Here is a 13,657-nt window from a genome sequence, read left to right on the forward strand (position 1 = left end):
TCACACCCCCGCCGCTTTCAGCTTGTCGATAAAGGCATCAAAGCCTTCAGGACCAAACCAGAACTGCACCGCCTTGGCCACGCCCGCACCTGTGCGGGTGGCACCGCTCACACCATCGACGGCGCTCTTGTCCCCTGCCTTGGCTTCGCCCTTCACAATCTTGAAGGCCACATCGCCCTTGGCGTTGAAGATTTGCTTGCCCTGCCATTTGGCGAGCCAGTCGTCGTGGTTGATAAAGTCACCGATGCCCGGGGTTTCACCGTGCTCGTAGAACACGGCGCCAGTGATGGTATTGAGGTCGGCCTCAATCCCCACAAAGCCGTAGATAATCGACCACAGACCCTTGCCGTACACAGGCAGTACCAGCGCCTGCAGCTCACCCTTGTCATCCAGCACTTTGAAGATGCGGATTTCATTGGCGCGGGTCTTGATACGGGCCGTGTCTTTGGCAATCTTGCTGGAGGTATCCGGGTTGATGGCTGCCATGCGCTCGTCATAGTCGAGGATGTTGTCACGCTCATGCATCTCGCCGCTGGCAAGGTTCACCATGACCGGGCGCACCCGCGCCTCGAAGGTGGCTTTGACATCGGTAACATCCTTGATGTCAGCCGCCACCAGCACGTTTTGCATCAGCTCGTTGCGCTTTTTCACCAACTTGCGCTCCTTGAGCACATCGGCGGTGCCGGTGATCATAAAGGAGCAAACCAGGCACAGGACGACCGTGAAGGTCATGGTGCCGAGAACACTGTCTTTGTTAAAGGCCATTGCGCTTCAGCCTCCGTTTGATATTGAATCTTGCCACCAGCGAATCCAACACCGGCGCCCACAGGTTGGCGAACAGAATCGCCAGCATGATGCCCTCGGGCTGCTTAACGTTGGCCACGCGGATAAGAATGGTCATGGCGCCCACCAGGATGCCGAACATCAGCTTGCCAGGTCGGGTGTAGGCGGTGGTCACAGGGTCGGTTGCCATAAACATCATCCCCAGCGCAAAGCCGCCGGTCACCAGATGCCAGGTCCAGGGCATGGCCGCCATGGCGTTTTTGCCGTCGCCAAACACATTGAACAGCAAGGATGTGGCAATGGCGCCGATAAGCACGCCCACCACAATGCGCCAGTCGGCGAGCCGGGTAAGGATAAGCAGGAGACCACCGGCAAAAATCGCCAGCGCCGAAGTTTCACCAATGGCGCCCACCTCGAAGCCCAAGAAGGCATCCCACCAGGCGGCATCGTTAAAGGCGTGGTACCAGGGGTACTCGGCAAACTTCATCTTGTTGGCAGCAACCTGCGCCAGGGTAGTGGCCGAACTGTAACCGTCTACCGCTACCAGCTGCGCCGAGGTAGTCACTTCGCTTGGGTAGGCAAAATAGATGAAGGCCAGACCCGCCAGCGCCGGATTCAGGAAGTTGTAACCCATGCCACCGAACAGCTCTTTGGCAACCACAACGCCAAAGCTGATGCCCATCACCACCAGCCACAGGCTGATATTGGCGGGCAAACACAGGCTGAACAGCAGCGCTGTCACAAAGAAGCCTTCCTGCATTTCCTGACGTCTGGCCTTGGCAAACACCATTTCCCAGAAGATGGTGGTGGTAAGGGCCGCCAGATAAATCGGCAGGTAATAGATAAGGCCGTAAGCCATCAAACCAAAGATGCCGGTGCTTTCAGTCAAACCGCCGAAGATGGCGTTGTAAAAGCTCTGGTGCCAGGTATCCAGCGGCGCGCTGCCCGCCAGAATGGCGATTTGCGCCTGCAAGCCGGTGTTGTAGATGCCAAACAGGATGGCTGGCAGCAGACACAGGCCCACCAGGGTCATGGTGCGCTTCACTTCAATAGCATCACGCACGTGCACCGTATCCTGGGTGCTGGCGCCATGGCCGATAAACAGCGAGCGGAAATAGTCTTTAATCGTGTGTCCGGGAGCGTAGTAAGCGTCCTGGGCACTGGGTTTCTTCATGGGCTTGCTCATTAGCCTTCCCTCTCGATAATCGTCAGGCAGGCGCGAAGCTCCTGGCCAAAATCGTACTTACTGGGGCAGACGAAGGTGCACAGAGCCAGATCTTCTTCATCCAGCTCCAGTGCGCCCAAAAGCTGCGCCTCGTCGGTGTCACGCACCACCAGATCCCGCACCAGCAAGGTGGGCAGAATATCCAGCGGCATCACCCGGTCCAGCTGGCCAAAGGCCATCATGGCGCGCTTGGCACCGCCGGTGTGGGTGGTCATGTCGTAAAGCTTCTTGGGCAAAAAGCGCGACAGCACGGTACGGGTGATAGAGAACTTGTCCCGGCCCAGGCGTACCCAGGGCAAGAAGTGCTCACTGTCATCTTCGGTGACAACCGAAATTTGCGGGTGGAAGCGGCCGAGGAAGTCGAACGCGCCTTCGGCGGTGTGGCCAGACAGCACAGAGCCGGAGACCACCCGGGAATGCACTTCGTCTTTGATTTCGCCTTTGACGATATCGCTGACCTTGGCACCCAGCACAGTGGCAATCAGCCTTGGCTTAAGCACGTTGGGGCCGGCGAGCGCCACAATGCGGCGGTTATCCAGCTGTCCTGTGGTAAAGAGGCGGCCAACCGCCATCACGTCCTGATAGCCGATGTGCCATACCTGACGCTCCATACTGACTGGCATCAGCATATGAATGTGAGTACCCACCAACCCGGCAGGGTGCACACCCTGGAATCTGTGGGTCTGCACCCGTGGCAGCTCGGCGCCCGGCAGCAGCTCGTGGTTGCCGTCCTGACACAAGAACACCGGCCCGTCGGTGAGCTGAGTAAGTACCTGCATACCGGCAGCAAAGGCATCCACGTCGGTATTGATAATTACCCGCGGATCGGCCGCCAGCGGATTGGTGTCCACCGCGGTAACAAACAAGCCAGCTGGCACTGAGCCCGGCTTGGGCGCGCGGGAAAATGGACGGGTGCGAAGTGCAGTCCACAGGCCACTTTGCAGCAGCTTGTCCTGCACCTGCTCACGGGACAGGGCGGCAAGGTTTGCCTCGGCACCAAAGTCGATTGCCTCGTCGGAGCCATCACAATCGATGACCACCGACAGCAGCATACGCTTCTCGCCCCTGTGGATAGCAGAAACAACCCCGGCGCAGGGCGCGGTAAAACGCACACCCGGGTTGCTCTTGTCTTCAAACAGCGCCTGACCCTTGATAACCCGTTCGCCCTCTTCCACCAGCATGGAAGGCTTAAGCCCTACATACTCCTTGCCAAGCAAGGCCAACTGGGAAGGTTTGGCGGCGAGGTCAATCTCTTGCCTTGGCGCACCGGCAATGGGCACATCCAGGCCCTTTTTCACTGTGATTATCGCTTCGGAATAATCTGCCATGATTGCGGTCGCTCTCTCGGAAAATACACTACGAGCGATCGTACGCATTCAGGCAAAAAATTTCCGTCAACCACATCACAATTGGCTCAAAAGTGAAAGTTAACTACAAAAGACCACAAAACAGCGCTGTTTTTAGCCAATTATGGCTGTGGCTTATGCCTTAATGTCATAAAATTACACAAATTCAGTTAAATTTAATTAATGCAAATATCTTTATTTTACATACAGATATAGCAACTCGCGCGATCTGTATCACTGAATTTTACTAAGGCAAAAGCCCCCATTTGGTGAAAATCAACCTCAGTCTCCCCCGCCCCGCAGCGCCCTAACCCCGGGTGATCGAGCTCTCAATTCCGACATAAAGCCTGCGTGACCTGCTAGACACCCAGAGCCGATTCCATGACCACTGCCTACAATCCGGCACATTTTGACCCAGACTTTTCGGCATCATACTCAGGTTGTATATAACCGGCGGATATATATAAAGGCGAAATAGTATACGGAATACTTGCCTTTATTAGAGGAAGCCAATATGTTTGCCAAAAAAATGACAGCGTTGTCTAAATAAGAAAATCACAAACAAACAACGGGATACAATCTACATGTCAATTACCCCTGAGTATGCAAGGAAGCACCCTGACATCCCCGCAGCACAACAAGGCTTTACCCTTATAGAACTGATGATAGTAGTGGCCATTGTCGGCATTATTGCCGCCATTGCCCTGCCGTCGTATCAGGAACATTTGAAAAAGGGCCGCCGCTTCGATGCCCAGCAGCAGCTGGTCAGTCTGTCCCATACACTGGAGCGCAACTTCTCCCGTGAAGGCGTTTATCCAGACACCCTGGCGCCCCTGCCCAGCGACAAGTTTTACACCTACTCCTACACCCAGGTGGACGGACAGAGTTTTGTGCTGAAAGCCACCCCAAGCAGCCACCAAAATGACGGTTGCGGTGCCCTGACACTGGATCAGAAAGGCACAGAAGGCGCTTCCAAAACTGGCTGCTGGGAGTAACCCAGTGAAAAATAACAAAGTAACAGGCTTAAGTCTGGTTGAACTCATGGTGGTGATCGCCATGATTGGCATTCTGGCCGCCATCGCCCTGCCCTCTTATAACAAGCTGGTACAAAGCGAGCGTCTTACCGCCAGTGCCAACCGGCTGCAATCGGGATTCAAGTTTGCCCGCTCCGAAGCCATCAAGCGCGGTGAAACTGTGGCGATGGCCGTACAAAACGACCTCAGCATCAAGGTGTTGGCGGCAGATTTAACCGAACTCAGGCTGATTGCCGCCCCCGACACAGGTGTCACCATCGAGGGCCTTGCGGATATGGCTATCTCACCGCTTGGCACCACCACCGCCGCCGATATCCTGCTGGCCAACAGTGACCGGGATCTGCGTCTGTGCATTTTACGCAGTGGCCAAAGCCTGCTGGGTGGAGGGAACTGCCCATGAAAACTCAACAGGGCTTTACCCTGACCGAAGTTATGGTGTCGCTGGTGATTTCAGTGGTCGCGCTGCTGGGGCTTGGCAAGGCGCAGCTGCAATCGCTGAAGCACGCCAATAACGGCTTTTATTACACCCAGGCGAGTATTCATGCCCAGAACGTTTCCGAACGGCTGTGGCTTAAGGCCTGTGAGTTTCAGCAAAATCCGGCCGCATTTACCGATGCCGCCTACCGCGCATCGCTCCAGCCCGGTGGCCGTTTCAATCTGGTTTTGCCCGATGCCTTTGCCAACCAAATGGCGGTTGAGGTCAACTGGCAGGACAGCCGCATTGAAGACGGCAACAGTGTCAGCCTCAATCTGACTTTTCCGGAGTTCTGCCAATGATGCGCCTTCATTCCATGCGGGGCATGACCCTGACCGAACTCATGGTGGCCATGGTGCTGGGGCTGCTGATAAGCCTGGCGGTCATCAACCTTTACACCCCACTCAAGGCCACAGTTGCCGAGAGCAAGCGGCTTGAGAGCGCGAGTGAAAGTTTGCGTCTGGTGACATTGCATCTGGGCCGCAGCATTCGCCATGCCGATGCCATTACCGCCATCACCCAGACCCAGCTTGGCCTGGAAATAAAGGTAGGCCCGGGGCAGGAAACCCAAAGTTGCCTCGATAACCAGATGACGGCAGACTTCAGCGAAACCTACCGCTTCGAAGCGCCCAACCTCTACTGCGATGACGGCAGCGGCGAGCAGCTGTTGATGAGCCAAATCATCGACTTGCGCTTTAGCCGCAGCGGCGCCCTGGTATCTGTCACCTTAAGCCCTTCAGGCGCACCGGAACATCTGCAAACCACCCAAATCGACATCGCGATGCGCAAGCCAATCTGGCAAGCCGCGGTCAGTGCACCTTAACCCAGGGAAGGAGTTAACATGCGCATTCACGCCCAAGCCTCCCGCCAGCGAGGCGCTGTACTGCTGGTAGTGCTGGTGTTCAGCATCATGGCGACTTTATTAGTGGTCACCAACCTGAAAGACAACCTGGTGCAGGAGCGTCTGGCCGGTAACTTTCAAAAGCAGCTAAACGCCCGTTACACCGCCGAGCAAGGCATGTACGAGAGTTACAACCGCCTTAAAGCCAGGTTGAGAACCCACCCCAAGAGCACGCTGGAAAACCTCAAAGACGCGCTCCCCGGCCGTGCCAACGGTAAGGTACGTGGCAGCCACTTTGAAACCCGTAATCATCGTATTCCGGCACCGGGGCTGTTGATGCTGGCGAGCCGTGGCCATCATCTGGAGGGCGCCGCCGGGCTGAACGTGGCCTTTGCACTGCAGGCTATTCCCGGCAATGAAATCTACGAGGATGCCGTAGTGGCCTGTGAAGGGATCAGCCTCAAAGGCAGTGGCACCATAGACAGTTATGACTCAGGCAAAGGCGCCTACGGCGACAACAATAAAGGCCGCAACGCCAACGTGGGCACCATCTCGGCCAACGCAGATGTCATCCTCGATGGCCACTCCCCCATCGAGGGCAACGTGCGCGCCACCGGCGATGTCAGTCTGAAAGGCTCCTCGCCGGTCAGTGGCAATGTGCATGCCAGCGGCGATGTCATTATTTCCTCGGGCTCTGGCCTCAGGGTCGATGGCAATATTCGCAATGGTGGCGACTTCAGCCTCAATGGCGGCATAGTCTCGGGCTCGGTACATACCAATGGCAATGCCTTGATGGACTGGAGTACCGAGATAAGCAGTGGTGAACTGCTCTATGGTGGCCAGGGCACCTTCCGCGACAACGAAGACAAAGTCTTTGAAGGTGCGGATCACAGGGTCAACCCAAATGTGCCCGAGGTGGCCACCAGCAGCTGCGACCCCATTAACATGCCACAGGTGATGGCTAAATTAGCAGGCACCTTCAACGAAGGCCCTCTTGCCGTGGCGGCCAATGATGTACTCGACTTAACGCCACTGGGTTCCAGCCACGAAAACACAGGCAATGGCAAAGGTAAAGGCGGCGGCCCTATTCCGCCCATGACCCCGAGAAAAGCCGATGTGCTCGGCGACAAGGCGCCTGTGTATCGCTTCGACAGTCTGAATATGAGCTCAAACGGCATTATCAATATCAGCGGCGGCGACGTAACACTGATTGTCGACGGCGACTTCAGTATGGCCGGCGACAACAAGCTGAATATTGCCGAGGACTCAAGCCTGACCATCATAGTGGGCGGCAAAGTCAGTCTGGGCGCGGGTGCCAAGGTCACGGCGAAAAAAGAAGGTATTCGTGACAACGGCAAAATCGCCATGTCGCTCTATTCTGCCTACGATGGCGCCGATGGCATCACCATCAGTGGCTCAACGCCAATTTACGCCGCCATGTACGCCCCGCTGACCGATGTCAAACTCTCCGGCAGCGGCGCCCTCTATGGTGCCGTGCGCGGCAAAACCATTTCCGCCTCCGGCGGCAGCGGCATCCACTATGATGAAGCCCTGGGCCTGGCCGACCTGGGTGAAGACCACGGTAAACCGCCGGTGCTGGCACTGCGGGATTGGCTATGGCTATAAGCCAATGGCTGGCTTGATTGCCAAAGTTTCAATAAGGCCCTTCGGGGCCTTTTTTGTTATCAAACCACTCCTTACTACCTACAAAGCAATAACCAAACAAGAATCACTTTCATTTAAGCCCTTCATTTTTAAGGCTCGTTTAAGTCCAATGGCGAGCCCCTGCAATAGCTCGGTTTGTCTGCATGCCTGGTTAAATTTCAAACTGAGAAGCAGATCACGCTCAAAAACATGATCTGGGTCTACAAACCCTTCCGATACCTCCTAGTGGGTATACCCACAAAAATAGCAGGGTCTAGACTCGAAGCTATCCTATTGACCCTGCGGGGTCAGTTTCCATGAGCCAGGTTCAAGTGAGCTAATGTCATGACACAGGAATATCACGTCACCAGTCTGGTGGTGCATGCCGCCCCCAGCCAGGCCAATACCATCGCCAGGGCCATTGAAATCCTGCCCGGCGCCGAGGTTCATGCCACCAGTCCCGAAGGCAAGTTGGTGGTGACCCTGGAAGGGTCCACCCAGCGAGCCATTCTCGACAATGTCGAGGCCATCAACGCCCTTAACGGGGTGCTATCCAGCAGTCTGATCTATCACCAGTCAGAGCAAGAACAACAAGTGAGTGAGGAAACACCATGAGCATAAGCCGTCGCGAGTTTCTAAAAGCCAATGCCGCCGTGGCCGCGGCAACGGCCGTGGGTGTCACGCTGCCAGTGAAAGTGGTTGAAGCCGCTGAGCAGAAAGACAACATCAAATGGGACAAGGCCCCCTGCCGTTTCTGCGGCGTGGGCTGTTCGGTGCTGGTTGGCACCCGGGACGGCAAAGTGGTTGCCACCAAGGGGGATCCAGAAAGCCCGGTCAACAAGGGCCTGAACTGTATCAAGGGCTACTTCCTGTCGAAGATCATGTACGGCAAAGACCGTCTGGACACGCCACTGCTGCGGATGAAAGACGGCAAGTACGACAAGAACGGCGAATTCACCCCGGTAAGCTGGGATGTGGCGCTGGACACCATGGCCGACAAGTGGAAAGCCAGCCTCAAGGCCAAGGGCCCCACTTCAGTAGGCATGTTCGGCTCGGGTCAGTGGACCATCTGGGAAGGCTATGCCGCCGCCAAGCTGCACAAGGCCGGTTTCCTCACCAACAACATCGACCCCAATGCCCGTCACTGCATGGCCTCGGCCGTGGGCGCCTTTATGCGCACCTTCGGTATCGACGAGCCCATGGGCTGTTATGACGACCTCGAAGCCGCCGATCACTTTGTGCTCTGGGGCGCCAACATGGCCGAGATGCACCCCATCCTGTGGGCGCGTCTCTCTGACCGCCGCCTGAGCAACCCAACCGGCAAGGTGCATGTGCTCTCTACCTTCGAGAACCGCTCCTTCGATTTGGCCGATAACCCCATGGTGTTCCGTCCGCAAACGGACATGGTGATCCTGAACTTTATCGCCAACTACATCATACAGAACAAGGCCGTAAACAAAGACTTCGTCAGCAAGCACACCAAGTTTGCCCTCGGCGTAACCGACATAGGTTATGGCCTGCGCCCTGACCACCCGCTGGAGAAAAAGGCCAAGAACCCCGGCAACGGCAAGTCCACACCAATCTCCTTCGACGAATACGCCAAGTTTGTCAGCACCTATACCCTGGAATACGCCAGCGAAATGAGTGGTGTAGCACCAGAGCGCCTGGTCGAACTGGCCAAGGCCTATGCCGACCCAAGCGTCAAGGTAATGAGCCTGTGGACCATGGGTGTTAACCAGCATACCCGCGGTGTGTGGACCAACAACATGATCTACAACATCCACCTGCTGACCGGCAAAATCGCTACTCCCGGCAACAGCCCCTTCTCACTCACCGGCCAGCCATCGGCCTGTGGTACCGCCCGTGAAGTGGGTACCTTTGCCCACCGTTTGCCGGCCGACATGGTGGTGGCCAACGATAAGCATCGCGCCGTTACAGAGAAAATCTGGCAGCTGCCTGAAGGCACTATTCCGCCCAAGCCCGGCTTCCACGCCGTACTGCAAAGCCGGATGCTCAAAGATGGCAAGCTGAACTGCTACTGGACCATGTGTACCAACAATATGCAGGCTGGCCCCAACATCAACGATGAAATCTATCCGGGCTTCCGTAACCCAGAAAACTTCATCGTGGTATCAGACCCTTACCCAACGGTTACCGCCATGGCCGCCGACCTGATTCTGCCCACCGCCATGTGGGTGGAAAAAGAAGGTGCCTACGGTAACGCCGAGCGCCGTACCCATATGTGGCACCAGCAGGTGAAGGCTCCGGAAGGCGCCAAGTCTGACCTGTGGCAGTTGCTGGAATTTGCCAAGCGTTTCACCGTGGATGAAGTCTGGCCTGCCGAGCTGCTGGCCAAGAAGCCAGAATACGCCGGCAAGAGCCTGTATCAGGTGCTGTTTGCCAACGGCGTTATCGACAAGTTCCCAAGCTCCGACTGCAAGGGCGAGCTGAACGATGAATCCGAGCACTTCGGCTTTTATGTACAAAAAGGCATCTTCGAAGAATACGCCACCTTCGGTCGTGGCAAGGCCCACGATCTGGCGTCCTTCGACGACTACCACCCAACCCGCGGTCTGCGCTGGCCCGTGGTGGATGGCAAAGAAACCCTGCGCCGCTTCGTTGAGGGGGCTGACCCCTATGTGAAGGCCGGTGAGGGCTACAATTTCTATGGTAAGCCTGATGGCAAAGCGGTGATTTTCGCCCTGCCTTACGAGCCTGCCGCAGAAGAGCCGAACGAAGAATACGATCTGTGGATGAGCACAGGCCGGGTACTGGAACACTGGCACACCGCCTCCATGACCGCCCGGGTACCTGAGCTGTATCGCGCCTACCCTGACGCGCAGATCTTTATGCACCCAGAGGATGCCAAGGCCCGTGGCCTGAACCGTGGCGACGAGGTGATTGTGGCCTCACCCAGGGGTGAAGTGAAGACCCGTGTCGAAACCAAGGGCCGCAACAAGCCACCCCGTGGCGTGGTGTTTATGCCCTTCTTCGACGCCCGTCAGCTGGTAAACAAGCTGCTGCTGGACGCCACCGATCCGCTGTCAAAAGAGACAGACTTCAAGAAGTGTCCGGTGAAGGTGATGAAGGCCTGATAGGGCCGGAATACGCCAAGGCCGTGAACGGGAGAGCACTATCATGACCAGACAACAGAGTAAGACCAAAGGCATTAACCGGCGCCAGTTTCTGGCGACGACTGCCCGGCTGTCCTGCGCTGTTGCTCTGGCCGGGGGCGGCATTGCCACAGTCGCCAAATCTCAGCCACTGGGTCCCCAGGCCATCCGGCCACCGGGAGCACTGGCCGAACAGGATTTTCTGTCGGCCTGCGTCCGCTGTGGTTTGTGTGTCGAGGCCTGCCCCTACGATACCTTGAAGCTCGCCCGCTGGTTTGAACAGGCGCCCACAGGTACGCCCTGGTTCGAGGCCCGCAAGGTGCCCTGTGAGATGTGTGATGATATTCCCTGCATCAAGGCCTGCCCCAGCGGCGCCCTTGAGCCACAGCTCACCGACATCGACCAGGCAAAAATGGGTATAGCGGTACTGATTGATGAGAAAAACTGCCTGAACTTCAAGGGGCTCAGATGCGATGTCTGTTACCGGGTTTGCCCGCTGATTGACACTGCCATCACCCTTGAGCGCTCCCGCAACGAGCGCAGCGGCCATCACGCCATGTTTATCCCTGTTGTGCATCCGGACGCCTGTACCGGCTGCGGCAAGTGTGAACATGCCTGCGTGTTGGACGAGGCAGCCATCAAGGTATTGCCACCCCATATCGCCATGGGCAAAACCGCCGATCATGACACCTATATCGACACCGAAAACACAACCCTGGAGATGCTGAATAAGGGGTTTGAACTATGAGCACAGCCAAGGTAAACAAGGCTCGCTTTGCCGAGGATGCCATCCGCGAGCTGGGTTGGTGGAAGGCGCATCGCTTTTTGCTTTTGCGCCGCGCCTCTCAGCTGACGGTGCTGGCGCTGTTTGCCATCGGCCCCCTGTGGGGACTGTGGCTGCTCAAGGGCAACCTCTCATCCAGCTTGCTGCTCGATACCATCCCCATGGCCGATCCACTGGTCACACTGCAGCTGCTTACCTCTGGCCATGTGCCCGAGGCCAGCCTGCTGATTGGCGCGGCCGTTATCGGCCTGTTTTATGCGCTGATGGGGGGACGGGTGTTCTGCAGCTGGGTGTGCCCGGTGAATATGGTGACGGATCTGGCGGCATATCTTCGCAGACGCTTTGCCCTGCCAAGGACCCCGGAGCTGCCGCGCCAGCTGCGCTACTTTATGTTGGCGCTGGTACTGCTGTTGCCTGTGGTCACAGGCGTGGCCGCCTGGGAGTGGCTCAACCCAGTGCCCGTGCTTTACCGCGCCGTGCTGTTTGGTGCAGGTGCCGGGCTTGGGCTGCTTGTCGCCATCTTCCTTGCCGACTTGTTGCTGGTCGAGCGGATGTGGTGCTCGCACCTGTGCCCCAGCGGCGCCCTGTTTGCCCTGCTGGGTAAGCTGAGCCCGGTGAAGATGACCGCGGTGAATGCCAAAGACTGCAACAACTGCATGGATTGCTTCGTGGTCTGCCCCGAGCGTCAGGTGCTCAAACCCGCCCTCAAGGGCCCAAGCCCAATCATCACAGACAGCGATTGCACCCAGTGCGGCCGCTGCATCGATGTGTGTGCCAAACGCGTATTCCAGTACCAGAACCGATTTACATCCCAGGATAAACCTTTAGAGAAAAGCCACCGAATTGCCAAGAAGGCGGAGAACGAACAATGAAAAAAGTACTCACCTTAGCTGCGCTGTTTGTCGCCATCGCCGGTTGCAGCGGCCAGAATGCCCCCGTAAATAATGAGCCGGTGAACATCCAGTCGCTGGCGGGAAATGCTGAGCTTACCGATGTGCGCCCGGCCGATGCGCTGCCCACCTACCCCAAGCGTGGCACCGCCATCGAGCGTAACTACATAGAGCAGCCACCGCTTATTCCCCACAAGGATGACTACGCCATCAGCTTAAATAAAAATGGCTGTATGAACTGTCACAGCTGGGAAAAAGCACCGCGGATGAAGGCCACCCCGGTAGCCAAGTCACACACTGTGGATGCCAAGGGCACCCTCAATGGTCAGAACTACTTCTGCACCCAGTGCCACGTGGCCCAGGCCGACAACAAGACCGAACTGGTGGAAAACACCTTCAGCACCAAATAAGTGCTGTTGCCATGAATGCAAAGCCCCGCAATCGCGGGGCTTTTTTCTGCCAATTCAATGATGCAGGAAGGAAGGTACTCAGATGTCCTGCTGCCTGAGGCTTTGGCGCGCGGCCGCGGCCAACGCCCGGTAGATAATGGTGGTGTGCTTGGCCTTGATATTCCAATGCTGCCAGTAAAGGGCCACATCCATGCCAAGCCCGGGGCAAAGGTCAACCAAAGTACCTGCTCCAATCAGTTTGTCAGCCTGCAGATGTCCCACCAGCCCATAGCCCAGGTGCTGCACTATGGCATCCAGAAAACCTTCCGACGAGGGCACAGTATGCTGATAAAAACCATTGACAGGCATGGAGAAATAGCTCGAAAGAAAGCGATCGTGCAGCCTGTCCTTGGTGGAGAAAATCACCGCTGGAGCCTGACTCAGGGCCTCGGTGGTGAGGCCGTCGGCGAAAAAGCGCGCCACAAAGTCTGGCGTGGCCACACAGCGATAATGCATCACCCCTAAAAATTCACTGGAGCAGCCCGCCATGGGCTCAGCGGTGGTGGTCACGCAGCCCACCGCATCGCCATTTTTCAACAGGTTATGGGTGTAAGACTCGTCATCCACAATCAGCTTCATTAGCCAGCCATAGCGGGCAAACAGCGGACTTAACGCCGGTAGAAACCAGGTGGCGAGGCTATCGGCATTGACTGCAATGGCAATCTGGGTCGGCTTGCCCGGATCTTCGGCATTAAGCTCGCTGCCGAGTTCACTCTCAAGCAGTGCCACCTGCCGGTAGTGGCGTAAAAGCCGCTTACCAGCTGGGGTTGGCGTAACCGGCACAGAGCGAATAAGCAGCGACTGACCGATACGTTCCTCGAGCTGGCGGATACGCTGTGATACCGCCGATTGGGTGATACAGAGCACCTTGGCGGCACGCTCAAAACCACCGGCCTCCACCACTGCCGCCAGCGCCTTTAAATTGGTGTAATCCAGCATGCTTTCCCCTCAATCGCCAGCACCTGTTAACAGACGCAGAACATCATAAGAGTTACTAATATCCCATAAAAAACATTAGTTATCTTAATTATTTTTTCTTGGATAAGCTGCGCTCAATTGCTACAAAACCGAGG

The 13,657-nt window shown here is 56.7% G+C and carries 14 protein-coding genes; 10 read left to right on the forward strand and 4 right to left on the reverse strand.

The annotated features are described in order from the left end of the window. The 3 genes from STH12_RS14325 to STH12_RS14335 are packed head-to-tail and all read right to left on the reverse strand — an operon-like array spanning position 1 to position 3,336. Positions 1-765: a Na(+)-translocating NADH-quinone reductase subunit C gene (locus STH12_RS14325; RefSeq protein ID WP_126168165.1), complete on the reverse strand. Its 765-nt coding sequence runs from the start codon at positions 763-765 to the stop codon at positions 1-3. After that, positions 755-1,969 (reverse strand): NADH:ubiquinone reductase (Na(+)-transporting) subunit B, encoded by a 1,215-nt coding sequence (locus STH12_RS14330; protein WP_126168166.1) that lies wholly within the window; start codon positions 1,967-1,969, stop codon positions 755-757. Before STH12_RS14330 ends, STH12_RS14325 begins: the two co-directional genes overlap by 11 nt. Next, on the reverse strand, positions 1,969-3,336 hold the full coding sequence (locus STH12_RS14335; RefSeq protein WP_126168167.1) for a Na(+)-translocating NADH-quinone reductase subunit A: 1,368 nt from the start codon (positions 3,334-3,336) through the stop codon (positions 1,969-1,971). The genes STH12_RS14330 and STH12_RS14335 overlap by 1 nt, the downstream gene beginning before the upstream one ends. 602 nt (positions 3,337-3,938) lie before the next feature. Between STH12_RS14335 and STH12_RS14340 the strand changes: the two genes are divergently transcribed. The 10 genes from STH12_RS14340 (at position 3,939) to STH12_RS14385 (ending at position 12,545) form a co-directional block, all read left to right on the forward strand. Beyond that, positions 3,939-4,349 carry a type IV pilin protein gene (locus STH12_RS14340; protein ID WP_174234571.1) on the forward strand — a complete coding sequence of 137 codons (411 nt, stop codon included), beginning with the start codon at positions 3,939-3,941 and terminating at the stop codon, positions 4,347-4,349. Between the two features lie 4 nt (positions 4,350-4,353). Beyond that, complete coding sequence (locus STH12_RS14345; RefSeq protein WP_126168168.1) at positions 4,354-4,788, forward strand: GspH/FimT family pseudopilin; 435 nt, start codon at positions 4,354-4,356, stop codon at positions 4,786-4,788. Further along, positions 4,785-5,165, forward strand: coding sequence for a type IV pilus modification PilV family protein (locus STH12_RS14350; protein ID WP_126168169.1), 381 nt, complete (start codon positions 4,785-4,787; stop codon positions 5,163-5,165). The genes STH12_RS14345 and STH12_RS14350 overlap by 4 nt, the downstream gene beginning before the upstream one ends. Beyond that, the gene (locus STH12_RS14355; protein WP_126168170.1) at positions 5,162-5,686 is read left to right on the forward strand and encodes a PilW family protein; all 525 of its coding nucleotides are present in this window, start codon (positions 5,162-5,164) and stop codon (positions 5,684-5,686) included. Before STH12_RS14350 ends, STH12_RS14355 begins: the two co-directional genes overlap by 4 nt. A gap of 18 nt (positions 5,687-5,704) precedes the next feature. Then, on the forward strand, positions 5,705-7,330 hold the full coding sequence (locus STH12_RS14360) for a DUF7305 domain-containing protein (protein ID WP_218567752.1): 1,626 nt from the start codon (positions 5,705-5,707) through the stop codon (positions 7,328-7,330). Between the two features lie 363 nt (positions 7,331-7,693). Beyond that, positions 7,694-7,963 (forward strand): chaperone NapD, encoded by a 270-nt coding sequence (locus STH12_RS14365; protein ID WP_126168171.1) that lies wholly within the window; start codon positions 7,694-7,696, stop codon positions 7,961-7,963. After that, positions 7,960-10,443 carry a nitrate reductase catalytic subunit NapA gene (gene napA / locus STH12_RS14370; protein ID WP_126168172.1) on the forward strand — a complete coding sequence of 828 codons (2,484 nt, stop codon included), beginning with the start codon at positions 7,960-7,962 and terminating at the stop codon, positions 10,441-10,443. Before STH12_RS14365 ends, napA begins: the two co-directional genes overlap by 4 nt. Before the next feature lie 43 nt (positions 10,444-10,486). Beyond that, the gene (gene napG, locus STH12_RS14375; RefSeq protein ID WP_126168173.1) at positions 10,487-11,209 is read left to right on the forward strand and encodes a ferredoxin-type protein NapG; all 723 of its coding nucleotides are present in this window, start codon (positions 10,487-10,489) and stop codon (positions 11,207-11,209) included. After that, positions 11,206-12,117: a quinol dehydrogenase ferredoxin subunit NapH gene (gene napH / locus STH12_RS14380; RefSeq protein WP_126168174.1), complete on the forward strand. Its 912-nt coding sequence runs from the start codon at positions 11,206-11,208 to the stop codon at positions 12,115-12,117. The genes napG and napH overlap by 4 nt, the downstream gene beginning before the upstream one ends. Continuing rightward, positions 12,114-12,545 (forward strand): nitrate reductase cytochrome c-type subunit, encoded by a 432-nt coding sequence (locus STH12_RS14385; RefSeq protein WP_126168175.1) that lies wholly within the window; start codon positions 12,114-12,116, stop codon positions 12,543-12,545. The genes napH and STH12_RS14385 overlap by 4 nt, the downstream gene beginning before the upstream one ends. Positions 12,546-12,623: 78 nt before the next feature. On the opposite strand, the gene STH12_RS14390 is transcribed toward STH12_RS14385, so the two are convergent. Beyond that, complete coding sequence (locus STH12_RS14390) at positions 12,624-13,523, reverse strand: LysR family transcriptional regulator ArgP (RefSeq protein ID WP_126168176.1); 900 nt, start codon at positions 13,521-13,523, stop codon at positions 12,624-12,626. Positions 13,524-13,657: the final 134 nt, after the last annotated feature.

The organism is Shewanella khirikhana (genome assembly GCF_003957745.1).
Taxonomy (GTDB): domain Bacteria; phylum Pseudomonadota; class Gammaproteobacteria; order Enterobacterales; family Shewanellaceae; genus Shewanella; species Shewanella khirikhana.